Below are 25404 nucleotides of genomic sequence, written 5' to 3'. Positions count from 1 at the left end.
CCTCGCGCTCTCCCGTTCGCCACGTGGCAGGGTTGCAGGACTTCGCCTGCAACCATTTGACTAGTTTGTGGTGTCGCCGCCGCGTCAAGCATTGTCCTCGCTACGCTGCGGGAACGCTTGACTCGGACGTCTACGTGCCCTCCTCAAAATGCCCCACGCATATGAACCATAACGATGACAGCCACACGACTCTAACAGGACAGTTCGAGCACAGAACCTAACAGGCCGACGCGCTGGTCATTCTCGGCGAGCGAGTCGTCCAGAGCCGAGCCCTGATCCCGCACCACGCAGGGCACAGCTTGCGTCTTCGCCATCCGCTTCTGCTTTACCAGGAGCTCGAGCGCCCGGTAGCGCCGGCCTCCCGCTGGGACCTCGAACATGCCGGTCTCCCTGCCCTCACCATCGAGAAAAGCGCGAACGTTCAGGCTTTGCAACAGCGTCCGCTCGGCAATGCTCTCCGCCAGTTGCTCGATCGAAACGCCGCCCTTGATCCGGCGCACGTTGGACTGGCTCAGCACCAGCTTGTTGAAAGGAATGTCGCGCGACGGCGACAGCGTGATCTTCTGAGCGGCCTTGGTCATGGTCCGATATCTCCGCGACGGGCGGCCCGGAGCCTCTCTCTCAGGCCTGCAACCCGTCGCAGAGCACCTCTCGCCCTCTTTCTCTCCTCCGTTCGTCCAGCAATCGCGCTCAAGCGGCGGCGCAATCCGGTGCAGCCGGCCGAGTGAGGTCAACCCCATCCGGCGCAAAGCCGAGGAGATAGTCGGCCACGCGACTCGCCTGGCTCGCCGCCCGAACGATGGCGCGATTGTCCTCGCGCAGGACGTCGAGCCAAGCGCCGATATAGTCGGCGTGCCGCACAGTCGGCACGATACCAAGCGCGGCGCAGCTGAAGGCGGAAGCGATCTCCGCGATCAGCTCCTCGAACGCGTATTTTCTGCTGCCGAACCGCCCCGAGAGATCGCGATTCAGTCGCGACGCGTGGCCACTCGCATGGGCGAGCTCATGCAAGGCCGTGCGATGCCAATTGATCGGCTCGAAGAACGCTGCCGGCGGCGGCACCTGCACGAAATTTTCCGTCGGAGCATAAAACGCACGATCACCCCCAATCCGGAAGTCGACGCCAGTGTTGGTGATGAGCGACTCGACCACTGGCTCGATGGTTCCTGGCGGGGGAAGCGGCGCAGCTGTCGCGATATCCGCTGGTAGACCATCGCATTGATCGGCGTTGAAGACCGTAAACCGCTTCAGAAACGGAATCGCCTGCGCGTCTTCACCGGTCTCGCGGGCACGCTGCCGCTCGTCCGACGGCACGAAGCGATCGGCATAGACGACCGTAACACCACGCTCACCCTTACGCACACATCCGCCGACGGACAGCGCCTGCCGGAACGTCAACCAGCTCTGGCCGGTAAACCAGCGCTCGATCACAGCCCCCCAGAGGATCAGGACGTTGATTCCCGAGTACGGCCGGCCCGTAGTCGCATTCCTGGGCAACGCCAACTGAGCCTTCGTCGCCTTTGTCCCCCAGGGCTGGACCCAGGGCACACGGCTAGCCTTCAGCTCGCCGATGATCTTGCTCGTGATCTCCTCGTAGAGGCTAGCCCGGCCCTCACCGACGCGCCCTCCAACTCTCCGTCCCTGCATCGCAGATCTCCGCGACGGGCGCGGCAGACCTCTCTCGCCGCTTCCAACCCGTCACGGCCAATCCGGCCTGCACTCTTCCTCTGACATGCGGGCCACATCCCAAGACGCTCATTGTGTTAAGCGGATGCAGCGGAACCTGACGTCTGCTGCGTGGTTCGTTTCCATTCCAGGGAGCAGCCAATGTCCATTAAGCAATTCGACGGCACCACGCCGATCTTCCTACCAGAGCGATTCTTCGACGGGCGACTGGAAGGATGGGCTGTGCTTGAAAGCCTGATTGGCGGTCTGCTGAAGCGGGCGACGATCACAGCAGAAGGCCGATGGGACGAAGCGAAGCAGGTCGTTCACTTCGTCGAGACGTATCGTTTCGATGATGGACACGAGGACACGCTCAACTGGACGATCCAAAAGCGTGGCCCCGGTAAGTACAATGGCTTAGAGCCACACCTCGACGGCGAGGCGCAAGGCGACCAGGCCGGTTGCGCATTCCATTGGCGTTACACGAGAGACACACCGCAGTCAGACGGCAAAACCACAAAGCTGAATTTTGACGACTGGTTTTATCTCATCGACGACAACGCCTGCATCGTTCGCGGATCAGCCGGCCGTGCCGGGCTTCCATTCGCGACCGCCCACGTGACCTATCGAAAAATTGCCGGGCCATAGCGGCTTCCGTTCGCGCGACTCGCTTCGCTTCCGTCCGCTCCCATAAGCGGAAGCTGCCGAAACACAGTAGCAGCCGAAAAACGGGTAGCCGCTCGATCCGATCTTTGCTCGGTAATGAAAGGGCGCACCGTGGATGGCCGAACTCGAGCCGAAGCGGAGCGAAGGCAGAGCAGGCACCCGCAGGAGGGTCAGCATAGCGGCCGCCGCGTGAGCGGAGGGACCCGGGACCGAGTGCAGTCGCGAGACCGGTTAACAAGGCACCCGCGCGAAGGCAGCATAGCGGCGCCGCAGCAAAGCGGAGGCGGCCTTCGCGCGAGTGCCTCCGGCGAGCGACACAATACCCGCGGCTTTTGATGGATAAAGGCTCTTCCGTCCAAATTGGGTTGATCGTCAATTCCCCCTGCTCGCCGTAACGGCGTCGGAACCCACCCCGTCCAAACGTCTTGAATCCGGACCGCTTCAACCCTGGAGTTCCGCGTCAATGGCCCCCCGCGCCAACTGGAAAGGCTTTCTGCGTCTGTCGCTCGTCACGTGCCCGGTAGCCCTCTACCCGGCCACGTCAGAGTCCGAGAAGATCTCGTTCAACCAGCTGAACAGGCAGACCGGCCACCGTATCAGGTACGTGAAAGTCGACGCTGACACGGGCGAAGAAGTCCCCAACGAGGACATCGTCAAGGGATATGAGCTCGAGAAGGGCCAATACATTGAGGTCTCGAAGGAGGAGTTCGAGGAGATCGCGCTGGAGTCCACGCGCACGATCGAAATCGACGAGTTCGTGGCCAGGACAGACATCGACCCGCGCTATCTGATCCGCCCCTACTACCTGCGTCCCGATGGCAAGGTCGGCCACGATGCCTTCGCCGTGATCCGCGAAACCATCCGGGAGATGAACAAGGTCGCGATCGGCCGGATCGTTCTCACCAACCGCGAGCACATCATCGCGCTCGAAGCGATGGACAAGGGCCTTGTCGGCACGCTGCTGCGCTATCCCTATGAATTGCGATCGGAGCAGGAGTATTTCGAAGAGATCCAGGACGTGAAGATCACCAAGGACATGCTGGATCTCGCGCGGCACATCGTGGAGCAGAGGGCCGGCACCTTCGCACCGGAGAAGTTCGAGGACCACTATGAGACCGCGCTGATCGACCTGATCAACCAGAAGCGTGCGGGCAAGACGATCCGGCCCAAGGATCGGCCGAAGGGCGAGAATGTCGTCGATCTGATGGAGGCGCTGCGGCGGTCGGTCGGGCAGACAGCATCGCCGACGCAGGCGGCTGCCAAGCCGGCGAAGAAGCCGAAGAAAGCTGCCGCCGGGCAGAAAGAGATGCTGATGCCGATTGCGGGAAAGAAGACCGCCGGTAAGGAGGCGTCGGCGAAGAAGCAGGCATCCGGCCGGCAGCGGAAGTCGGCTTGAAGTATCCCGTAACTCCGGACGGACGCTACTTCGTCGTCCGCGGCCGCCTCTGGCGCATGACCGATCCTGCCATCAGCGAGGACAAAAGAGCTCAGCTGACCACGCAGCTCATGTCGGCCCGGCGCGCGGTTCGGGCCGCCAAAACGGCGAAAAATCCGGATGCCGAAGCTGCAGCCCACCGCGCCGTGGATCAGGCTAAGAGAGCGCTGGGCGAGCGGGGGCCGGTCTGGTGGAGCGACGGCTCGCCCGATCTGAACCGCCACATTGCACGGAACACGCCCTACGCCACGTGGTATGCTGCAGTCTCACAGTCGCCCAGGTAAGCTCCGGTGCCGCGCAAGCTGAAGACCTATCAGACCTCACTTGGTTTCTACGATCTCGCGATCGCGGCGCCCTCCATGAAGGCAGCGCTGGAGGCATGGGGCGCGGGCAGCAATCTCTTTCACCAGGGAGCCGCAACGGAGACCGAAGATCCGGACGTCATTGCCGCCACCATGGCAAAGCCGGGCGTGGTTCTGAAGCGTCCGGCCGGGTCGACGGGACGATTTGCTGAGCAGTCTGAACTGCCCGATCTGGATGATGAGGAAAGTATTCCGAAAAAGAAGGCCGGACGTCCAGAGGCAAAGCGGCGTGCGGCCCCGACAGTGAGCGTTGAAGATTCACGGAAGGCCGCAGCCCAGTTCGAGCGCGAACAGCGGCGTCGAGACGCTCAGCGGCGCAAAGAGGAGGCTATCAGGGAGAAGGAACGGGCTCGGCGCGAAAAGCTGATCGCGAAAGCGCAAGCGGCGCTAGAAGCTGCGCAGCAGGAGCACAATGAGCGGCTTGGGAATCTCGAAGCCGAGCGGCGCGATCTTGAGAAGCGGATCGAAGCCGAAGACCGGCGCTGGGAGGCCGAGAGGGAGAAGCTCAGAGACGCACTACGTCGCGTCCGCGAATAGATTCGCCCGCCGATGTTAGTCGGGCGGACACTCCGGGCAGGTATCGCCGATCGAATCCAGCACGTGGCTAACTTCCGCGACCGCATCTTCGCGAGAGACGCCGGTCGGCGGATTCTGGGTCGCGATTTCAAAGGCTCGCTCGCGCGCATGAGGGTCAGCCCGCTCCTTCGCCCAGCCATGCTCTTCGCATTCCTGGATTGCTCCCGCCTCCTGCAGCACGGAGATCGCCCAGCCGCGCAGGCTGCGGATTGCCGCCCGTCGTTCCGTCGTCATCAGCATCGAAGTCACTCCTGCTGAACGAATCCTTCCACTCGCCTGCTCGTTCCGAGCAGTTACCGCGCAGCAGGGATTCGCAATCGTCGGGGCTCTGGCGTCTTCACCAGTTCGGCAGAGCAGTGCCGAACGCTAGCCGGACGTTGCGGGATCCTCTTTTGGCCCGGTCGCCACGATCTGCAGCGCGCCGTCCGGCAGCGGCCTCTGCAGCGCTTTCGCCTCGTCCCAGGGGGCGCGCAGCCAGGCGTCAAATTCCTCGGGAGACGTCAAGATCACCGGCATCGCCTTCGGGTGGACGCGGCCGACCTCGGCGTTCGGCTCGCACGTCAGGAAGCCATAGACGTCGATCGTGACCTCGCCCTCCTTCGCCTTGCGGACCGACGTCCAGCTGGTCCAGAGGCCGGCGAACGCCAGCGGCGGCCTGCTCTCGTCGGCAGCGAACCAGACCGGCACCTTCTTGCCATCGATGGTGTCGTACTCGGAGAAACTGGTGAACGGCACCAGGCACCGATTTTCCGGGCCGAGCCAACGCTTCCAGTGCGCGCTGGTCACATTGCGGATGTTGGTCGTGCCGCTGTCCGGCTCGAGCCGCAGCAGTTCCTTGAAGTCTGCCACCTTGCCCTTCGCCTGCAGTTTCTCGGCCCGCTTCTTGGTGGCGTCCATGAGCGCCTTGGCTGAGGACGGCATGCCCCAGCGAGCCATCGCGAGTTTCAGGCCGGCGGCGGAATTGCGGATGATGGGAGCCGGATAGTCCGGGAAGATGCCGGGCATGGACGGCAAATTGCCCGTGTGGTCGCTCCCAGGCGAAACGCCGAACAGCCGGCGGATCGCGTCCGCGTTCTTCGTCATCGAGTACAGATTGCACATCGTCAGGTCTCCGGAGCGGCCTGGCGCGGGCGCTGCGCCAACTGTAGCAGCGTCGCTGGCGGCCTGCGATTGACCTTGGCGCACCTGCTGCACCTGAGCCGGCCGGCGAGGTCGTGGATGAAGGTGGTCGACGGGCGGCGCAACGTGGCCGGGTCCACTTCACGCCGCGCTTTGCAGCGCGAGCACGCGATTCCCAACCAGGGATAGCCGCCGTTGATTGCTTGGTCGATCGTGGGAGACGGATCGACCGGACCGCCGTTTGCCCACATGCGCTCATTCCACGACTCGCAAAGGAGCCGGTCGGCCTGCCGGATCAGAGCCTCGCCCTGAGCCCGCACCTCGGCCGCCTGCTCGGCGAGAATTGTCGTCATCGCCCTCGCCCGACCGAGCTCCTTGGCGAGAGCCTTCCGGTCGCCTCCGGAGAGCGGCGTCGGATGATGCTTGGGCGCCATCCGACAGTCAGTCGAATGACGGCCAGCAGCCGTCCTCTTCGTAGCGGCCGGTCCGCTGCGTGCAGGTGTCGTCCAGAAGGCGCTGGCCGACGTCGCGCCAAGTCGCCTCCGAGCCATACAGGCGAACAGCATCATCCTTCTGGATCTCGACCGTGCGCCCGCAGCGCCGACACCCCACCCGCAGCACGTGGTCGGCGATCTCGCCCAGCCGCAGCTGGCTCAGGGAGCCTCTGGGCGACGGAAGCCTTTCGGCAGCGTTGGCCGCCTCCAGGGGCGCCTGCCAGTATTCTTCAGGCAGACAGTCGTTCGGAGCGAGTCCGCGCACCGGCGGGGCCTTTCTGCCGAGGTAGCGGGCCACTTCCTCCATCTGCTTCCGGTTCGGCATACGCCAGCTTGCGGGGCGGTCGGTCATGGCCATCATGAGAACATATCAAGAACTCGAAGTCGAGTCCGTTAGAGAGCGGGATAAGTCGGGGCTCGCACCGGGCGCTCAGCGTTGTCAGAGCCTTCCTCTAGCCACCTCGCCATCGCGCGGCCTCACGGAAGCCGACGGCATGTTTGGTCGACAACACGGGCACCAAGCCATACACCAGCATTTTGGACCTCACTCGCCGAGCCGACCTCAATCTGAGAACCTTGGTAAGGCTCGGGGCTGATGCCTTCTAGTTTCTGAAGATCGGACGCCAAGAGGCTGCCTAGGGCGATCAAGTCGTTGCGGGGCTACACTCTTCCCTGAGGCCGCCTGGCGTGAGCAGGGCATCGAACCCGAGGTTCGGGATCAGCCGGTTGAGATGCCAACTATCACGTCAGGGCGCGAGGTGGTCGAGGATTATCGCGCCGCCGGCATTAGACAGCAAAGGAGCAAGCGGATGATACAGGACGAATGGAAGTCGCAATGCGCGACCATTGGCGAATGCGCCACGGCGATCTTCGCGACGGCTGACGTCAAGATTACGCCGAAGGGCTTTGCCGATCCCCAGTTCCTCGCGTTGATGCTGCTCGCACGCACGGCCTCAAACTTGAAAGCCGCGCTAATCCTGCTCGATTCTGGGCAGATTGTAGAGGCGCGAACAATAACCCGGTGTTGCTTGGAAAATCTCTACTGGGTCGTTGGGCTTGCGGAAGACGGAGATAAATTCGTCAAACAAATGCGAGATGACGAGCTGAGCCACCGCAGAGCGCTTGGCCAAGCGATCTTCGCAGGTGAGTACACTCTCGATCAGGAAGTTGAACAGCGACTGCGCGATCAAATGCGCGACCTGAACCGAAGCGGACTTGCCAACAAGACGCTCAACCCGAAGGTCGTCGCCAGCATGCGCGATGATTTCAAACAAACGTACATCTTCTACTCGCAACTATCGTCGGACTCCGCACACCCGTCGATTTCGGCTCTAAACCGGTATGTCGTTCCCGACCATCCTGAAGGGCCCGGGTTCGACACAGTCCCCATTGTGAAGACTGCGGAGATTGAAGAGACCTACGAGTATCTATCTATGGCAACCATGGGGGTATGCGTGGCCGTAAACCAGATTATCGGCGGCACATCCGGGGGGCAAAAGCTTAACGCAATTGCCGAACAGCACACGATCCTTTCAAACCGCTCAAGGGCAGGAAAAAAGACCGGCAAGGCCGCTTCTGCCTGACCGTGCGCACCACTCAGTTGTCCTGTCATGTACGCAACCGGGACTGGGCGAGCGCCGATGAGCGGGGTTGGCTGTCACAGGCCGGAATGCGCCGGGTTGGTGTGGGCCGGAGGAAGCGAAGCGACCGACTACCCGGCTAGCGAATTTTGCCCGAAGGGCCTGGCCTTGACCGCCTTGGGGGCCGCGCCGCCCCACCGCTTGTGGAGCGGGCCCCAGCAAGCATAATCTAGCCCTGGTTGTTTTTCATTTTGTGAGGACAGGCCGTGCATTTGAAATGGTTTCATGTTCGCGATTTCCAGAGTGTCCGCGACTCCGGCCGCATTACCGTCTCCGACATCACATGTCTGGTGGGGAAGAACGAAGCGGGCAAAAGTGCACTACTAAAGGCTCTTTATCGGCTCAATCCTGTCATCCCAGCCGACGGAAGCTTTGACGTAACCAACGATTATCCGCGAATGGAGGTCGAAGACTACCGGCACGACGTCGAAACCGGCAAGCGAGCAGTCGCTCAACCGATCGAGGCTTGCTACGAATTGGACGCAGACGAGATCTCGGCTATTGCCGATGTCTTCGGTCCGGATTGCGTCTCAACTCCAATGATCAGCTTTGTCAAGAACTATGAAAACGCAATTGCATACAAATTCACAGTCGACGATCGAAAAGGTTTCGAACATCTTATCAGCAAAGCGGACCTTTCCGCTCAGACCAGAGCCGCTTTAAAGGGCGTTGAGCTAACGCCCGACGCCCTCACCCCGGTTCTGCAATCGCAGGAGCAAACAGTACAGGTCTCACAGCTTGTCACCACGTTGGAGGACATTAAGCAAAACGGCCTGATGGGGCACATCTATAATCGTTTGCTTTCGTCCCGCCAGCCCAAGTTTTTGTACTTTGACGAATACTACCAGATGACGGGGCACGAGAATATCGACGCCCTGATCAACCGTGAAAACAGCAACCAGCTGAAACCGTCAGATCATCCGCTGCTCGGCCTCATTCGGCTCGCACGCTTAAAGTTGCCCGAGCTCATCAATCCGGCGAGCACCATAGAGCTCAAAAATAAGCTTGAAGGCGCCAGCAACCATTTGAGCCGGCAAGTTTTGAAATATTGGTCGCAGAACAAGCACCTCCGTATGTCGTTCGACGTACGGCCGGCGCGGCCTGGCGACCCGCCCGGCATGCAGCAAGGCACCAATATATGGGGCGGCGTGTTCGACAGTCGCCACCAGGTCACGACAGAGCTGGGAAGCCGCTCGCGAGGCTTTGTGTGGTTCTTCTCCTTCCTGGCCTGGTACTCGGACGTCAAGAAAGGCGCCGAGCCTATGATCCTACTGCTGGACGAACCTGGGCTGACGCTTCACGCCAAAGCGCAGCACGATCTTCTGAGATATTTCGAGACGGAGCTAAAGGGTTCTCACCAGCTCATCTATTCTACGCATTCGCCGTTCATGGTCGACCCCGAGCATTTTGACCGGGTCCGCATCGTGCAGGACAAGAGTATCGATGCCGAACAGGACGCCGATATCGGGGCGGAAGGGACAACCGTCCTGGAAGATATTTTTGCAGCCAATCCCGACAGCCTTTTTCCCCTCCAGGGTGCGCTTGGCTACGAGCTGCACCAGACCTTGTTCATCGGCCCCTATACTGTGGTAGTTGAAGGAGCCGCCGATCTGCTCTTTCTGCAGGCTGTGTCTTCGATACTGCAGGAAGAAAAGCGGACCGGGCTGGATCCTCGTTGGACAATAACGCCGGTCGGCGGCTCTGCAAAAGTCCCGACATTTGTGGCCTTGCTGGGCTCTCAAAAAGGAATGACGATTGCCACGCTAATTGATAGCCAGGTCGCCGATCAGAAGAAGATCGAGGGATTGTATCGAGAAAAACTGTTGAAGAAAGCCAACGTGATGACTTTTGCGGACTTCACGAAGACGGCGGAGGCAGATATCGAAGATATGCTCGGCGCAGCGTTCTATGTTGACCTGGTCAACGCTGAGTTCGAGGCCCAGCTTTCGGCGCCAATTGATATCAACGCCCTGAATTCCAAGGAACCGAGAATACTGCAGCGGGTCGAAAAGTACCTCGTTGAGCATCCCCTGAAGAATGGAACTTTCAGTCACTACCGCCCCGCCCGGTACTTCAGCGAAAGCTCAAAGAAGCTAGGCAAGAAGTTGCCCAGCGAGGCCAAAAGCAACTTTGAGGCTGCATTCCAGGCGCTAAATGCACTTCTTAAATAGGGAAAGCAGCGCCCCAACTAGTGGGGAGGGCATTTTCGTTGGTTTTAGCCTGATACTCGCAATCTCGCTTGATGGCTATCGCTCGTCGCGTCACCTCAGAGTTGGCGCGGTCAACTCGTAACACATACGCAGGGTCCACGTAGATGGGCGTGGGCCTGACCTAAGCGGTAAGGACCGCAGAGGCGTCAAAAGGAATCCTGGCGTGGTGCATTTCACGCGCCAGCTCCGTTTTCCAGGATGTCCCCTGCCCATAGGAAATGTAGGCGATACCGTCAAAATCAGACGGCTTCTCTACATTCGACTTCAAGAGCGCCGCCACATGTGCCGGGCCGAGCTTTCCGATGAAGAAGCCGAGCTCGAACACGACGTTCTGACGCGCTCTTGGTTGAACGTCCGCGCCCGCAATGCCTCCAACATCGTCTGGCGTCATTAAGATCACAGCGAAGTTCGCTCCGTCTGCCTCCTCCCTGAACTTTGTGAGCAGGTGCCGACCGCTATTTGGTCGAAGATGCAGAATAATCGGATCCAGCCCTAGATTGCGCAGGAAGAGCGCCACTTCGTTTTTAGCCGCCTCGTCGCGGCCATGAACAAGAAAAATCTTGTTACTTGCCGCTGCAGGCTCCAACGTGACTGGTTGGGCGTCTTCAGGGATCATGGATTCGATGTCCTTGCGAGGGAATAATACGCCAAAGGCCCGGTGTTCGGTATCATTGATGTAAGTGCTAAAACTGCCAGTCGGCCAGTTCTGAGTGAGCGCGGCATGGCCTTTGGCCCACCAAAACACGTGAGGGAGTGCCACATCATCACGGATTGCATCGCCGACTACGTAGCGGCGCGCTTTCGCTCGAATCAACTTGTCGTACGCAAATTCACAGATACGCATTTTGGCAGCATGTGCAGAATTCTCAAGGTGCGGCTTCAAGTGGGCAACTGCAGAAGCGGCACTGATCCACTCAAGGCTGCCGGCCGACTCTGCCGCTTCCTTCGCTTCCCTAAGCGCCTTCGCAAGGTCAACGTGTCGATTGCCGACAGCCATGATTCAGGATGCTCCTGGTTTCATATCTGCAAGATCCGTTAGGCGGGTCGATCAGTTTGGTCCGGCTCGCCAAGCACAAGAGAGTAACTGGTGCTTCGGCCGCCCGCGGCGTCTTTCTTGAGGATGCCGCGCTTGATCAAATCGTCAATGTCGCGCGTGGCGGTCGGCTGCGAGACTTTGGCTATCTTGGCCCATTTTGACGAAGTGAGCTTTCCCTCAAAGCCGTCGAGCACGCGATTTAGCAGCAATCGCTGCCGGTCGTTGAGAGCGCTTGCCCCGTGCTTCTCCCATAAGGCTGCCTTCTGCAAGACACTCCCGAGAATCGTGTCGGCACCGTCGAAGGCCCTCTCCAGGCAACCGAGAAACCAGTCGAGCCAGTTGGTGATGTCGAGGGTCCCACGCTGGGTTCGCTCAAGGATGTCGTAGTAGGCTTTACGCTCCTTCCGGATTTGCGCGGACATGCTGTAGAAGCGCTGCGTGCTTTCTTCGGAACGCGCGAGCGCCAGATCCGCGATCGCACGCGCGATTCGTCTGTTGCCGTCTTCAAAAGGATGGATGGTCACAAACCACAGATGCGCAAGCGCGGCCTTGATCACAGGGTCCTGGCCCTGGTCGGCGTTGAACCACTCCAGGAACCCCTTTATCTCGGCTTCAAGCCGCCTGGCAGCCGGCGCTTCAAAGTGAACGCGCTCGCGACCAAAAGCCCCTGACACGACCTGCATTGGTCCCGTCTGGTCGGTACGCCACCCGCCAACCGTGATCTTTTGCATCCCGCTTCGTCCCGTCGGGAATAGGGAGGCATGCCAGCCGAACAGCCGTTCCGCGGTCAAGGCCTGGTCGTATTTCTGGGTCGCATCGAGCATCAGCTCGACCACCCCCTCGATGTGCCGTTCGGCGGGAGTAAGCGCGCCAATGTCCATCCCGAGCCGGCGGGCAATCGACGACCGCACCTGGTCGCGGTCCAGGATCTCGCCCTCGATCTCGCTCGACTTGACCACCTCCTCGGTCAACGTTTGGAGGGAAGCCTCCGCCTTCAGCTGGAACCCAAGACGCTCCATTCGACCAAGCAGTCGCCCCTGCTTATGGCGGACCTGGGCGAGCGTTTCGGAGAGCTTTTCGGTGTTCCACTCGAAGTCGGGCCACTCCGCTCTTTCATGAATATAAACCATAGTCTTTGCACCCCTTGAGCGGAGTATGGGGCTAATCTCTTCATCTTCAAGGCATTCCGATCATCTGGTGATTGGAATAAGGGCATTTATCTCTTCACCGACAAAGACTTGCACGATGAGATAGGATGTCATATAAATAATATGACATGAAGAAGCCCAGCTCCGCCCCTTTCCCGGATCTCACGCCCGCACAGGCTCGTGCCGCGAGGGCCCTCTTGGCCTGGTCCCAACAGGACCTAGCGACCCATGCCAATGTCGCAACCTCTACCGTAGCCGACTTCGAACGGGGCCGCCGAACGCCGGTTCCGCAGAACGCAGAAGCCATGCGTGCGGCTTTCGAACGGGCCGGGATCTCGTTTCCGGCAGGAGGCGCCGTACTGGGGCCGGCCCTGCCGAAGCTTGCCGACCTGACCAAGTCCGGAGCGCCAATCCGATATGTAAACGGCACCGACCTGGCTCAATGGGCGGAGCGCCGCGACGGCCAGGCTTCAATGCCAACCCTGCTCTCGAAGCTCGTTCGGGCAAGCGGAGGCGCCACGCTGCATTTCCCGTCCGATGAAGCCGTCCAGTTTGCAGGTTGGGACGGCACCACCCATGCCGCCTCTGCGTCCGAATACGTCCCGGCCGGGGCCACCGGCTGGGAGATCGGCACACAGCGCGAGGGAATCGCCGGCAAAGCCAATGAGGATTACGTAAAGCGAACCAAAGATCCGCTCGGCCTAAACCAGAGCGAAACCTCCTTCGTTTTCGTCACACCGCGTCCTTGGCCCAAGAAGGACGAATGGGCTCAAGAGAAACGCGCTGAAGGTCCCTGGAAGGATGTCAAAGCCTATGACGGCACGGATCTGGTCCACTGGATCGAACAGTACCCGGCGGTAGGCCAGTGGCTGGCGAGCGCCCTAGGAAAGCGCCCAGCTGGCGTGCGCCAACTGGAAGAAGTTTGGGACGAGTGGTCCCGCGCCACCCAGTGGCCGCTTCCTCCCGACGTGGTCCTCAGCGATCGTAGCGAGGACAGCGCTGTCCTGCTCCGATGGTTGCGCGGCGAGCATTCGGTCGTCGCCTTCCAGAACGAAAGCTCCGAGGAAGTCGCGGCCTTTGCCTACGCCACGATCAATCAGCTCCCCCCCGATATCGCGGAGCATTATTTCGCGCGCTGCGTCGTTGCCTCAAGCTCCGACGCAGCCCGGCAGCTTGCGAGCAGTCGTACACCACTGATCATCGTCATCCTCGAGCCTGAGGCCGGAGTTGCTGAGGCCATCTCAACAAAAGGCCATCACGTTCTGGCGGCGTTCGGCCAGAACCCTGGCTCAATCGGCACCGTGCGGAAGCTGAGTCGTCCGTCGCGCGACGGGATCGAAGCCGCACTGATCGATAGTGGCCTTCCGGAAGAGAAGGCCAAGGCTTTTGCCCGGGATTCTGCCCGAAGCTTAGCGATTCTGCGCCGGTTGATGCCCGGGGTTGCGAGCCGATTACCTAATTGGGCTCAGGGTACGATTTCCCGGTCATTGCTCGCGGCGTTATTGGCCGGAATGTGGGATGAAGACAAAGAAGCGGACAGGGCGATCCTGTCGCGCCTGTCTGAGATGCCCTATGAGGCCTTCATCGCTAGTATCGCGCCCTACGTCGGCGAGTTCGACAGCCCGATCCGCAAGGTTGGAGCAGCCTGGAAAGTGGCTTCGCCACGGGACGCCTGGCTGCTTGTGGCCTCTCATTTCACGGCCGCGGATATCGAGCGATACGAGGCCGCCATCGTCGACGTGCTGAGTGCGGCCGATCCGCGATACACCCTGAGCCCCGAAGACCGTTGGTACGCGTCGATGCGGGGCATCGTACCGGCCTATTCCGCCTACTTGAGACATGGCTTGGGCGAGACCCTTATTTTGCTTGCGCTGTTCGGGGATCGCGCGGCCATGGTGCCCCACGCCTCTCAATATCCCGACATGATCGTCCGGAAAGTGCTGCGAGGTGCCGACAGCCAGCGCTGGTGGTCCTTGTCGCGAGATTTCCAGCTGCTCGCGGAAGCTTCCCCAGACGAATTTCTCTCGGCAGTGGACGACAGCCTCGATAGTGAAGATCCACCGATCGCGGCACTCTTCAAGCCTGACGAGAACCCTGTTTTCGGCAGCGCCGAGCACATCTCGGACTTGCTGTGGGCGCTAGAGTCGCTCGCCTGGTCGCCGCAGCTTTTGCTTCATGTTTCCCTCGTGCTAGCCCGATTAGACGAGATGGACCGCGGCGGCAGGTATTTGAACCGACCGGCGGCCAGCCTTCGCACCGCGTTCCTGCTCTGGAGCCCGCAGACGAACGCTACGTTCAGCCAGCGCCTCAAAGTTTTGGACCGGATCAGGAAGCGCTATCCGAAGCCCGCTTGGAAGCTGATGCTCGGTATCTTGCCCACCGGTCACGATTCTTTCTCGCCAACGCCGTCCACGCGGTGGCGAGACTTCTCGACCGACAAGAAGGAAGTCGTCACCTATCAGCTCATCGGGAAAGGGGCGGAAGCGGTTTTGGATCGCCTCCTGGAGGACATTGGCTCGAACGCCGCCCGCTGGGTCGCGCTACTTGACCGATGGAGTGATTTGGGCGACCGCCGCCAAAAGGCGGCCGAGCAGCTAAAGCAGGTCGCTCAGGGCAATCCCACGAAGGACGATCGCGAGCTGCTTCGTACTAAACTTAGGGGCGTGCTGCACCATCATCGAAGCTTCAGGGATGCCGATTGGGTGCTTCCCGAGGAGGACATCGCAGAACTTCAGGTAATTTACGATGCCCTCGCGCCGCTGGATCCAATCGAGAGCGTTGCTTGGTTGTTTGACCCCTCGGTCTCCCTGCCCAACCCCACTGGCGACTGGGACAAGGATGAGAAGCTCCTTCAGTCGCAAAGAGCGGTTGCAGCAGCTGCTCTCCTCCGAGCCCATGGGACAGAGAGATTCTTCGACCTGATCGAGACGGTCCGTGAACCCGGATTTCTCGGTCAAGCGATCGCGCAATCTGATGCACCTGAAGATATTCAGAGAACACTTTTGGTGCAGGCGCTACGCAGCGAACGAGATGCAGATCAGGTCTTCGCGCGAGGTTTAGTCTGGACCAAGTACCGGAGTGCTGGCCGCGCATGGGCCGAAGGCTTGTTCGATGAGACGCTGAAGGGCGACTGGGGCGACAAGGCACTCCTGACGATCCTTCTGGCCTTGCCCGCAGCGGGCTGGGTTTGGAGCCTCACCAAACGTGCGGGCGAGGTCATCGAGGCATTGTATTGGAAGCGGTTCAATATCTTGTGGAGCAAGGAAGACGACGCCGACCCCACATATGTCGTCGAGAAGCTGATCGAGGCGGGACGAGCACGCGCCAGCGTCCACTTTATTGGCTATCACCTGCATGGCGGAACGACATTCGCCTCTGAGCTACTTGCGAGAGCACTGTTCGAGGCAGGAAGCCAGCCGGTCGAGCGTGAACTGGACGGGAACGACCAGATGCTCCAGTACTATGCGGAGGAGATATTCAAACGCCTAGACGAGGCGAAAGATATGTCGACTGATACCCTCGTCAAGCTGGAATGGCTTTATCTGCCTCTATTTGAGCACTCACAGCGCAAAGCGAAGTGGGTCATGGCAGAGCTTGCTTCCAATCCCGACCTTTTCGTTCAACTACTTTCGGCCGTCTATAAGCCGACGCAAGATAGTGAGGTGGTTGAACCACCCGTCGAAAATGAGGAGCATGCCCAGGCCGTCGCAAACCAAGCTTACAGGCTGCTGCGAATATGGGATGTGATCCCAGGCACGCAAGCAGACGGATCTATTGACGGCGCGAAGCTGGAAGCTTGGATCAAAGAAGCACGCAAACTTGCGCATGCCTTGGGCCGGGGTGTCATTGCGGACCAGAAGATCGGGGAGCTGCTTTCGGCCTCAAAGGTCGACGCAGACGGCATCTGGCCCGCTGTACCCGTCCGCGAGGTGATCGAAGCGATCCGCAGTCGCGATCTCGAAACGGGGGTAATGGTCGGGAAGTTTAACCGCCGGGGGGTGACATCGCGGGCGTATGGGGCCGGTGGTAGTCAGGAAAGGCAGCTTGCCAAGCAATACCGCGACTGGTCCCAGGCCACGGCATTTGATTGGCCGCGCACATCGGGAATTCTTGAGAATCTCGCCAAGGATTACGACCGCCAAGCAACGGCACACGACCAAGATGCGGAGCGGCTAGATTGGCGGTAAGTGCTGCCAATGGATCAATCTCTATTGCGCCCGAAGTGAGCTCAGTCAGAGCGATCAAATCAGATAGGGATTCACTTCTCGCCTCCCCTTGATTGTCCGGTCTCTGCTCTATCGCCGCCTGGCAGCACCGTCGACGATCATCGGCGTCGCACACCAAAACCGTTTGAAAAACCGTTTTAGTTTTCAAAACTCAAACGGTGATTTTGGCTAAGTGCTTGATTTAAATGGCGCGCCCGGAACGATTCGAACGTCCGACCCTCAGTCAGTAGACCTGGTCTATGGAGGTTGCGCCGTTGTTCATTTTGTACCGGTTGACCAAACGACTCGCCCTTCTCGCTCTATGCTAGCCAAATCTTCGATCCTAATCCCAGGACCTCCCTTATCCCGATTTCTTCGATCAGGATGCACAGGTCAGCTCCAATCGCGCGTGGCGAGAGCGCATCTAACGGTTCTGGTCATGAACACCGCATTTCTCCTGATGGCGCAGTATGGTGCCAAAGCCATCATTCCGATTGAGGACGTCTGCCGCGATTATTTTTCACATCTCAGCCCCACGAAGCTCGTCCAGAAGATTGGCGCGGGGGAAATTCCAATCCCCTTGGTACGTATGGAAGCCAGCCAAAAATGCGCGAAGGGCGTACATCTGGTGGATCTCGCTCGATACTTGGATGCTCGGGTTGAAGCTGCGCGCAAGGAATTGAACACCCTCATAAGCTGAAGCGCGTCGACCAGAGCTCCCTGGCATAAGACCAGCGTCGCGATTCGCTGTCAGCGCCGGGCTCCCGTCCTAGCGCCCGGCATCCAGCCAAACTGGTGCCGGCTTCTAAGTCGACTCGGGCTCCCCCTGCGCTTCTCCTGCGGATCGAAGTGGCCTTGGAGCGCTGGGATCCTGCGCGCTTAGCCGGTACGACAAAAGGTACAACACGAGCTAAAAACTCGCCTTAAACTGCTGGCTTTATTCGCTTTTTCTTAGCAACAGGTCCAATCCATCATCGGCGCCACGGAGAAGCGTCCGATTCCGGCGGAGCCGTATTTTGAAGTCTGTTCAGGCACCTGGGAGCCGATCCGAACTCTTGATCCGATCAGCCGCGGACCGCGCCGGACTTCATCCGGCGTCAGACCGCGACTGCAGCACGGCAGGTAATGGGAACGCGAAGTGCCCGCAAGCGCAAAAAGCGCGCCTCCGGCGCATTCCCGGGAGCAGAAACCGGACCATGACACCGGAACGGGCTACGGAAAAGAGGAATGGAACGAGATCAGACCAGGGAGCGTCGAGAACGGACAGGCGTCAGAGCCCCGCCCCCTTCGCGATTGCCGCGGCGAACGAGCGATCGAGAATGGCTGCGGCGTCGAGCCGCTCCTTGATGAGGCCGCTGCGCGTGTAGAGGTCGATCGTCCGCTGTTCGTCGCTGACCACGCTGTCGTCGATCGGCGCGATTCGTACCTTGGCGCGCTTGAGCCAATTGAGCGGCACCGCCGGCGGAATGTTCATCAGCCGGCCCCAGGTCTCGGCGTAGCTCTCGACATTGCCGAGCGACCAGGCGCGCGCGGCGGTGAGGCGCTGCACGAAATCCTCAAGTGCGGCGCGCTTGTCCTTGATCGCCGCTGGCGTTGCCACCTGGAAGCTCAGGCCGGGCGTCAATCCTTCGCCGGTGATGATGCGGCGTGACTTGAACAGCACCTCCTCCTGGCTCACATACGGCTCCCATGTCGACCACGCATCCACCGAGCCTTGCGTATAGGCGACCTTGGCGTCCGACGGCGGAAGGAACACGAGCTGGATATCGTTGGTGGTCCAGCCGCGCGACTCCAGCGCGGCGAGCACAAGCTGATGGCCGATCGAGCCGCGGCCGGTCGCGATGGTCTTGCCCTTGAGATCGTCGAAGCTCCTGATGCGCGAGGTCTCCGGCACCAAGATTGCGAGCCCCTCTTGGGTCTGCCGGATCGCCGCGATGGCCTTGACCGGCACGCCCGAAGCCGCCGCGAAGGTGAACGGCGCGTCGCCGACCAGCCCGGTCTCGATCGCGCCGGCGCTGAGCGCCTCCAGGAGCGGCGCCGCCGCGACGAACTCCTTCCACTCGATCGTGTAAGGCACGTCCTTGAGCACGCCCGCCGCCTCCATCACGGCGCGCGAATTGCCCTTCTGGTCGCCGACACGCAAGCTGACTTGCGCGAGCGCCGATGCGGTGAATGCGAGCAAGATGCCTGCAACAGCGAGAACACGCTTCATTCCGCCGCCACTCCCTTGGCGCGCTGCCGGGCGGCGATCAATTGCCGCGTCGCGGGGATCAGCTCGCGGCCATATTCGATGGCATCGATCAGCGGATCGAAGCCGCGGATCAGGAAGTGGCTGATGCCGAGGTCGTAATAATCGCCGAACACCTCGGCGACCTGCTCCGGCGTGCCGACCAGGGCCGTGGTGTTGCTGTTGGCGCCGGTGAGCTTGGCAATCTCGGTCCACAGCCGCTTGTCAACGCGCTTGCCCTGTTCGGCGATCGCGAGCAGGCGCTTCGCGCCATCGGTGGCATGGCCGTCGGCCGGCTTGCGATAGCCGGTCTGGTCCTGCAATGCGGTGGCGCGCTCGAGAACGGCCTGCGCCTTGGCCCAGGCCTTCTCCTCGGTCTCGGCGAGGATCGGCCGCACCGACAGCGAGAAGCGCGGCGCCGGCCGGCCGTGCCTGGCGGCCGCGGCGCTGACGCGGGCGACCTGCTCGCGCACCTGGGCGTAGGACTCGCCCCACAGCGCATAGGTGTCGGCATGGCGGCCGGCGACGTCGATCGCGGCATCCGAGGCGCCGCCGAAATAGATCCGGATGCCCTCCTTGCGATACGGCTTGACCTGCGCAAACGCGTTCTCGACCTGGTAGTACTTGCCGGCATAGCTGAACGGCTTCTCGCTGGTCCATTGCGACCGGACGATGTCGAGGAACTCGCTGGTCCTGGCGTAGCGCTCGCTCTTGTCGTCCAGCGTATTGCCGTCCTGGCGCAGCTCGGCGGCGTTGCCGCCGGTGATCACGTGCAACGCGACGCGGCCCCTGGAGAATTGATCGAGCACCGCAAACTGCCGCGCTAGCAAGGTCGGCGCAGTGAAGCCCGGCCGCTGCGCGATCAGCACGTTGAGCCGGGAGGTCACGCCCAGCACATGCTGCGCGACCTGCAGACTGTCCGGCGAGGTCGAGTGGAACGCCAGCAGCGCGCGGTCGAAGCCGGCATTCTCATGCGCTTTCGCGACCGTCTCGATGTGCACGGGATCGAGCACCGGGCCCTGCCGCACGATCGTCTCGGACGAGTTGTTGTTGGAAATGAAGCCGATGAATTCGATGTCGGACATGGGTCCTCTCTCCTGAAATCTCAAAGTCCAAGCGCCAGACGGCCGGCAGCAATTCGCGTCGCGTCGTCCTGCGGGGTATGCACGCGCCCGCACAGCACATCGCGATAGTGCCGCTCGAGCGGATTGGCGCGGCTGAGCCCGTGGTTGCTCGACAGCGACAGCGCATCCTCGACCGCGGCGACCGCGTTGTTGGTCACGGTGAGCTTGATCACGTTGCCTTCCACGGGGCTGATCACGCGGCCCTCGTCGAAATCGCGCGCGACGCTATGGATCAGCCGCGCATTCACCTGCAGCCGCGCCTCGATCGCGCCGAGCACCTCCTGTGCCCGCGCCAAGGTCGCCAGCGGCGCGCCGAGGCTCGACGGGGTCCGTGTCTTGAGAAAATCGACGATCCAGTTGCGGGCGGCGCGGGCGACGCCGTCATAAATCGCGCCGACAAAGGCCGCATGCACCAGCGCCTGGGTCGGGTTCTGCACGCGCCAGTCCTCCGGCTTGCGCAGCTCGATCTCGTGGTCGAGCGGAACAACGACGTCGTCGAACACGACATCATGGCTGCCGCTGGCGCGCAGGCCGAGATGGTCCCAGGTCTCCACGATGCTGATGCCGGGCAGTCCCGCCTGCACGAGGAACAGGCCGAGCCGCGGCTCGGCCTCATCCGTCTTGGCCCACACCGAGTACCAGGACAGGATCGGCGCGCCGGTCGAATAGATCTTGTGCCCACTCAGCCGCCAGCCGGTCTCGGTCCGACGCGCAATCGTCTCGGGCAGGCCGCCACGCGACGGCGAGCCCAGCGCCGGCTCGACGCGGAACGTGTTGATGAGGGCGCCGCGCTCGACCGAGTCGCGCGCCAGCTTGCGCGCGAGCCGCGGCGGATATTCCTGATGCCGCGCCATGACGAAATGCTGGATGTAGTGCATGGCCAGCACCAGCGCGGTCGACGGATCGGCTTCGGCGATGATCCCGAGCACACGCGCCGTGAGACCTGCGCCGGCCCCGTGTCCGCCGAGTGCAATCGGCACCGTCAGCGACAGCAGGCCCGCCTCGAACAGGTCCTGGAAGTTCTGGAACGGGAAGCTGCGATCCCGATCATGCAGCGGCGCGCGTTCGGCGAACACCGGCACCAGCCGGAGCGCACGTGCGATCACCTCGTCCTCGTTTGCCGGCGCGGTCTGGCGCGACAGGATGCTTTCCACAGCGGCTACCATGTCGCCTCCAATCCGAGGAGACCGAGGATCTGACGGCGCAGATCGGCAAGATGCGGATCGCCGCGATGCCGCGGATAGGGCCTGTCCACGACGATGTCGGCCTTGATGCGCGCCGGCCGGTCGCTGAGAACGACGACGCGGTTGGCGAGCACCAGCGCCTCCTCGACATCGTGGGTGACCAGCAGCGTCGTGAATCCCTTGCGCTGCCACAGCGTCACGAGCTCCGCCTGCATCGCGATGCGCGTCAGCGAATCGAGTTTGCCGAGCGGCTCGTCCAGCACCAGCACCTTGGGATCGTTGACGAGCGCGCGCGCCAGCGCGACGCGCTGCGCCATGCCGCCGGACAGCTGGTGCGGATAGGCATTGCGGAAATCGGCCAGGCCGACGAGATCGAGCGCGGCGTCGACGCGATGCCGCTGCTTCTTCAGGATGCCCTGCGCCTCCAGGCCGAGCGCGACATTGTCCCAGACGGTGCGCCAGGGAAACAAGGTCGGATCCTGGAACACGACGACGCGCGAGGGATGCGGGCCCTTGATGCTGACATCATCCTCGCGCAGCGCGCCGCTGCGCGGCTTGTCGAGGCCGGCAATCAGGCGCAGCAAGGTCGACTTGCCGCAACCGGATGGTCCAAGCAGCGCCACGAACTCGCCGGGCTCGACGACCAGGCTGACGTCGTCGAGCACCTTGAGCTCGGCGCCGTCGATATCGAAGGCATGATCGACATGCGCAATGTCGATCGCAGCACCGGGGAATTGCGCCCGTGTCGCCTCAGCGACGACTACCATTTGACGACCCCCTTCTGCCAGACCAGCACACGGTCGCGGGTCTTGAACAGCAGCGTGATCGCGCCCGAGCACAGCAGCGACATCACCAGCAGCGCGGCATACATGTTGGCATAAGCGGCCCAGCCTTGCGCCCATTGCAGATACCAGCCGAGCCCAGCCTTCACGCCGATCATCTCGGCAACGACCAGCACAGCGAAGGAGGCGCCGAGCCCCATGAACAGGCCGACGAACACATGAGGCAGCGCCGCGGGAATTGCGACCTTCAGCACCAGGAACCAGGGCTTGGCGCCGAGCGTGCGCGCGACGTCATAATAAGCTGTGTCGGCACGCTGGCGACGCCAGACCAAGTCAGCACCGTCACGGGAAAGCCGGTCGCGAGCGCGATCAGGAAGGTCGATGCGCTCCAGCTGGTCGGGAAGGTGAAGAACGCGATCGGCAGCCACGCCGTGGCCGGCAACGGACCGATGAAACGCAACACCGGATGCACCCAGTAGCCGATCCTGGTCGACCAGCCGATCGAGACACCGGTCACGAAGCCGATCGCAGCGCCGATGACATAGCCGCCGAGCTGCAGCTTGACCGACGCCCATGCGCTGTCGAGCAGCTTCGGCAGATCGTCGGTGTAGACCTCGATGATGGCTTGCGGCGGGGGAAAGAATGGCAGCGGCAGCCAGGCGAATTTGGCTGTCGCGAGTTCCCACGCCGACAAGAAGACGCCGACTGCGATCAGCCAGGGGCTGCGCTTGCGCAAGGCCGCGCCGGCGCGGCCGAGCCGTGACGCGGTCAGACCGGCGACCAGCACCAGCGCTGCGATCACGAAGTCCGCGACGGCGAGATCCGTCGTGCGTGACCAATCGCCGACATCTTCCCGCACCAGGCAGGACACGCCAAACAGCGCCCACGCCAATGCTGCAGCCATGCCCGGCGCGAGTTCACGCAGCCTGTCAGCCAGACCGGTGCCGCGTTCGAGTCCGCCGGCGGTGGTGGCGTCAGACAGAGAAAATGTCGACATAGATTCGCTCGGCAAATTTGTTGGTGTCGGTGCTCGGCTTGAACACGGAGACGACCTTGAGGTCGTCGGCATAGGCCTTCAGCTCCTGCTTCAGCGCCGGACCATGCGGATGGTGATGATGGGTGTGGTAGCGCGCCATGCCTTCGAGATCGGCCAGCGTCGCCTGCTTCGGCGCGTAGGGCTGGAACGACTTCGCCGCCTCGCTCGGATTCTGTGCCGTGAACATCGCGGCATCGAGCAGCGCCTGGGTGATGGCGCGCCCCACGGCCGGCTCGTCGCGCACCAGGCTGCCGCGCAGCCCGAGGATGCAGCAGACCCGGTTCTGATACTCGCCGTCGAGATTGGAGGCCACTTCCTTGTAGGCGGGGTCCTTGAGCCAGAGATAAGCGAGCGGATCGGAGGCCAGGAACGCCTGCGTCTCGCCCTTGTCGGCCGCGACGTTGACGACGGCCCCCGGATAGACCCGCCAGTCGACGTCCTTCACCGGATCGATGCCAAGCCGCGCCAGCTGGATCGAGAAGAAGTTCTTGTCGGGGCCACCGAGATCGCCGACCGCGACCGCCTTGCCCTTAAGGTCTGCGAGCTTGGTGATCCCGGAGTCGGCGCGCACCAGCACGCGCATGCAGCCACCATGCGTGCCGGCGGCGATCTTGACATCAAAACCCTGCTCCAGCGGCTTCAGCCAGCGCAGCGCCATGCCGAGGCCGGCGTCGCTCTTGCCGGTCGCGATGGCCTCCAGCAACTGGTCGGTCGAGCCCGAGTAGTTGATCAGCTCGACGTCGAGATTGTGCTTTTTGAAGAAGCCCTGATCGATCGCCACCGGGACCGGCGTCAGGCAGACCGCACCGGCATTCCAGGACAGTTTCAGCTTGCGCGGCGCCCCCGTGAGGGCTGGTCCATCCGTCGCGGTCCTGCAGATCGGAAACTGCGAGAGATCGATCTGCGGTGTCGCGCGCAGCGACAATGCCTGCGCCCCATACCCGCCAAGCGGCGCCGCAATCGCTGCCGCAGCGCCGGCCTGCAACAGCCTCCGCCGGTCGAGCATCGTGGGTGTCCTACGCTCTTCGTTCATCACTATCTCCCCCGGGAAATGCTCCGCGGCGGGCGCAGACGCATGGCGTCCGCGCACCCGTCCTGCGGCGTGCGTCAATCAATCATCAGACAAGATGGCGGTCTTCACCGCATGAATTCATGCACAAATGATGCGGGCGAGCGGACCAGCCGTCAATGAAATGGATTTTCGAATACACCGCCGCACCAAGTGATTATCTCCCCGCACTGCAACCCAGGCGATGAAATCCGTTTCTTTCGTAGTTGTCCCGATCATGCTCGACGGTCGCAAGACGGACTGCGGATTCGTCCGGCTGCGAATAACGGTGCGACAACGTCCTACGGACTGATGCGTTAACGACACGATCGTTGCCGGGCACGGCTGCAAATCAGTCGGCCATTTCATTGACGCTCTGCCGGACCGTCTTACAGTTCAGCTTTCAGCAACGACACTCAGGATACGACGGAATGACGGCGGCTTCGAAGAGACACGGTTCAATCGATCGGCGAGGGCTGGTGGCGGCCACGCTCGGCACAGCGCTGCTGCTCGCCGGAACGGCATTCGCTGCGGCAGGCGACTCGATCGTGCTGCGTGTCGGCGACCAGAAAGGCGGCAACCGCTCGCTGCTCGAGATTTCCGGTCTCGCGCGCGACCTCCCCTACAAGATCGAGTGGGCCGAGTTCCCCGCAGCCGCGCCCATCCTCGAAGCCATCAATGCCGGCTCGCTCGACGTCGGCTACACTGGCGACCTGTCGTTCCTGACGGTCTATGCCGGCGGCGCGCCGATCAAGGCCATCGGCGGCACGCGCTCCGATGCGAAGACGCAGGCGATCCTGGTGCGCAAGGATTCGCCGATCAAATCCGCGGTCGATCTGAAGGGCAAGAGACTGGCCGGCACGCGCGGCGGCTGGGGACAGTTCCTGATCGATGCGACGCTGGAGAAGGCCGGCTACAAGCTCGACGAGGCCACCTTCGCCCCGCTCGGTCCGGTCGATGCGAAGGTCGCGCTACTGGCTGGCTCCGTCGATGCCTGGGCGGTGTGGGAGCCGTACATCTCCTACGCGACGCTGAAGGATGGTGCGCGGGTGGTCTCGCATGGCGAGGGCCTGACGCCGACCATCACCTTCATCGTCGCCTCGGACACCGCCATCGCCACCAAGCGCGCCGCGCTCCAGGATTTCGTCAACCGGCTGAACCAGGCGCGCCTGTGGTCCCTCGACCATGTCGCCGACTATGCGAGAAGCACGGCCGAGCTGACGAAACTGCCGGAGGACGTCCTGCTGGCGGCCTATCAGGCGCAGCGCACCACCCCGATCGTCATCGATGACGTCGTCGTGACGGAGGTGCAGGCAGCCTCGGACCGCGCCACGCGCTACGGCATCCTGAGCAGGACGCTCGACGTCAGCAAAGCCGTCGATCGCAGCTTCACGGTGCCGGCCGGATCGAACTGAGCTCGCGCAACCAGGCCGAACGAGGCAAGCCC

21 protein-coding genes and 2 pseudogenes are annotated in these 25404 nt (G+C 62.0%); 9 read left to right on the top strand and 14 right to left on the bottom strand.

What is annotated here, in order from left to right; translation table 11 throughout:
- Positions 1-221: 221 nt before the first annotated feature.
- Together BBTA_RS15565 and BBTA_RS15560 are read right to left on the bottom strand one after the other, a co-directional pair.
- Positions 222-581 (bottom strand): annotated as a pseudogene (locus BBTA_RS15565) (ParB/Srx family N-terminal domain-containing protein); the annotation flags it as partial.
- Between the two features lie 109 nt (positions 582-690).
- Complete coding sequence (locus tag BBTA_RS15560) at positions 691-1647, bottom strand: ArdC family protein (protein ID WP_012043445.1); 957 nt, start codon at positions 1645-1647, stop codon at positions 691-693.
- A gap of 180 nt (positions 1648-1827) precedes the next feature.
- Between BBTA_RS15560 and BBTA_RS15555 the strand changes: the two genes are divergently transcribed.
- The 4 genes from BBTA_RS15555 (at position 1828) to BBTA_RS15540 (ending at position 4665) form a co-directional block, all read left to right on the top strand.
- Positions 1828-2313: a DUF3833 family protein gene (locus BBTA_RS15555; protein WP_041750668.1), complete on the top strand. Its 486-nt coding sequence runs from the start codon at positions 1828-1830 to the stop codon at positions 2311-2313.
- Positions 2314-2794: 481 nt separating this feature from the next.
- Positions 2795-3727, top strand: a complete 933-nt coding sequence (locus BBTA_RS15550; RefSeq protein WP_012043443.1) for a Ku protein — start codon at positions 2795-2797, stop codon at positions 3725-3727.
- Positions 3724-4050 (top strand): hypothetical protein, encoded by a 327-nt coding sequence (locus BBTA_RS15545; protein WP_012043442.1) that lies wholly within the window; start codon positions 3724-3726, stop codon positions 4048-4050. The genes BBTA_RS15550 and BBTA_RS15545 overlap by 4 nt, the downstream gene beginning before the upstream one ends.
- A 6-nt stretch (positions 4051-4056) precedes the next feature.
- The gene (locus tag BBTA_RS15540; RefSeq protein ID WP_012043441.1) at positions 4057-4665 is read left to right on the top strand and encodes a hypothetical protein; all 609 of its coding nucleotides are present in this window, start codon (positions 4057-4059) and stop codon (positions 4663-4665) included.
- Positions 4666-4680: 15 nt separating this feature from the next.
- Here BBTA_RS15540 and BBTA_RS15535 read toward each other — a convergent pair whose 3' ends face one another.
- From BBTA_RS15535 to BBTA_RS15520, 4 genes are all read right to left on the bottom strand, one after another.
- Positions 4681-4944, bottom strand: a complete 264-nt coding sequence (locus tag BBTA_RS15535) for a hypothetical protein (protein WP_041750667.1) — start codon at positions 4942-4944, stop codon at positions 4681-4683.
- A 126-nt stretch (positions 4945-5070) separates the two neighbouring features.
- Positions 5071-5805, bottom strand: coding sequence for an SOS response-associated peptidase (locus BBTA_RS15530; protein WP_012043439.1), 735 nt, complete (start codon positions 5803-5805; stop codon positions 5071-5073).
- Positions 5806-5807: 2 nt separating this feature from the next.
- A complete protein-coding gene (locus tag BBTA_RS15525) occupies positions 5808-6257 on the bottom strand; it encodes a hypothetical protein (RefSeq protein ID WP_012043438.1) in 450 nt (149 codons plus the stop codon).
- A gap of 7 nt (positions 6258-6264) precedes the next feature.
- Entirely contained in the window at positions 6265-6678 is a 414-nt protein-coding gene (locus BBTA_RS15520) for a hypothetical protein (protein WP_012043437.1), read from the bottom strand.
- Between the two features lie 448 nt (positions 6679-7126).
- Here BBTA_RS15520 and BBTA_RS15515 point away from each other — a divergent pair, with 448 nt between their 5' ends.
- Together BBTA_RS15515 and BBTA_RS15510 are read left to right on the top strand one after the other, a co-directional pair.
- On the top strand, positions 7127-7900 hold the full coding sequence (locus BBTA_RS15515; RefSeq protein ID WP_148221445.1) for a DUF5677 domain-containing protein: 774 nt from the start codon (positions 7127-7129) through the stop codon (positions 7898-7900).
- 263 nt (positions 7901-8163) lie between these two features.
- On the top strand, positions 8164-10128 hold the full coding sequence (locus BBTA_RS15510; RefSeq protein ID WP_012043434.1) for an AAA family ATPase: 1965 nt from the start codon (positions 8164-8166) through the stop codon (positions 10126-10128).
- Between the two features lie 160 nt (positions 10129-10288).
- On the opposite strand, the gene BBTA_RS38170 is transcribed toward BBTA_RS15510, so the two are convergent.
- Together BBTA_RS38170 and BBTA_RS15500 are read right to left on the bottom strand one after the other, a co-directional pair.
- The gene (locus BBTA_RS38170) at positions 10289-11164 is read right to left on the bottom strand and encodes a TIR domain-containing protein (RefSeq protein WP_012043433.1); all 876 of its coding nucleotides are present in this window, start codon (positions 11162-11164) and stop codon (positions 10289-10291) included.
- A 38-nt stretch (positions 11165-11202) separates the two neighbouring features.
- Entirely contained in the window at positions 11203-12333 is a 1131-nt protein-coding gene (locus BBTA_RS15500; RefSeq protein WP_012043432.1) for a Fic family protein, read from the bottom strand.
- A gap of 215 nt (positions 12334-12548) precedes the next feature.
- Between BBTA_RS15500 and BBTA_RS15495 the strand changes: the two genes are divergently transcribed.
- Positions 12549-16538 (top strand): helix-turn-helix transcriptional regulator, encoded by a 3990-nt coding sequence (locus tag BBTA_RS15495; RefSeq protein ID WP_244424430.1) that lies wholly within the window; start codon positions 12549-12551, stop codon positions 16536-16538.
- A gap of 457 nt (positions 16539-16995) precedes the next feature.
- On the top strand, positions 16996-17256 hold the full coding sequence (locus BBTA_RS15490; protein WP_041750666.1) for a pyocin activator PrtN family protein: 261 nt from the start codon (positions 16996-16998) through the stop codon (positions 17254-17256).
- Positions 17257-17826: 570 nt separating this feature from the next.
- Here the strand turns inward: BBTA_RS15490 and BBTA_RS15485 are convergent.
- From BBTA_RS15485 to BBTA_RS15460, 6 genes and pseudogenes are all read right to left on the bottom strand, one after another.
- Complete coding sequence (locus BBTA_RS15485) at positions 17827-18768, bottom strand: ABC transporter substrate-binding protein (RefSeq protein WP_012043429.1); 942 nt, start codon at positions 18766-18768, stop codon at positions 17827-17829.
- The gene (locus BBTA_RS15480; protein ID WP_012043428.1) at positions 18765-19868 is read right to left on the bottom strand and encodes an LLM class flavin-dependent oxidoreductase; all 1104 of its coding nucleotides are present in this window, start codon (positions 19866-19868) and stop codon (positions 18765-18767) included. Before BBTA_RS15480 ends, BBTA_RS15485 begins: the two co-directional genes overlap by 4 nt.
- Positions 19869-19888: 20 nt before the next feature.
- On the bottom strand, positions 19889-21073 hold the full coding sequence (locus BBTA_RS15475) for an acyl-CoA dehydrogenase family protein (protein ID WP_012043427.1): 1185 nt from the start codon (positions 21071-21073) through the stop codon (positions 19889-19891).
- Complete coding sequence (locus BBTA_RS15470) at positions 21067-21858, bottom strand: ABC transporter ATP-binding protein (RefSeq protein ID WP_012043426.1); 792 nt, start codon at positions 21856-21858, stop codon at positions 21067-21069. Before BBTA_RS15470 ends, BBTA_RS15475 begins: the two co-directional genes overlap by 7 nt.
- Positions 21852-22870 (bottom strand): annotated as a pseudogene (locus BBTA_RS15465) (ABC transporter permease). The gene BBTA_RS15470 and the pseudogene BBTA_RS15465 overlap by 7 nt, the downstream one beginning before the upstream one ends.
- The gene (locus BBTA_RS15460) at positions 22848-23942 is read right to left on the bottom strand and encodes an ABC transporter substrate-binding protein (protein WP_172236253.1); all 1095 of its coding nucleotides are present in this window, start codon (positions 23940-23942) and stop codon (positions 22848-22850) included. Before BBTA_RS15460 ends, BBTA_RS15465 begins: the two are co-directional and overlap by 23 nt.
- Before the next feature lie 446 nt (positions 23943-24388).
- Here BBTA_RS15460 and BBTA_RS15455 point away from each other — a divergent pair, with 446 nt between their 5' ends.
- A complete protein-coding gene (locus BBTA_RS15455) occupies positions 24389-25372 on the top strand; it encodes an ABC transporter substrate-binding protein (protein ID WP_041750664.1) in 984 nt (327 codons plus the stop codon).
- Positions 25373-25404 lie beyond the last annotated feature (32 nt).

This window comes from Bradyrhizobium sp. BTAi1, assembly GCF_000015165.1.
Taxonomy (GTDB): domain Bacteria; phylum Pseudomonadota; class Alphaproteobacteria; order Rhizobiales; family Xanthobacteraceae; genus Bradyrhizobium; species Bradyrhizobium denitrificans.
This window is presented reverse-complemented; position numbering and strand designations above follow the sequence as displayed.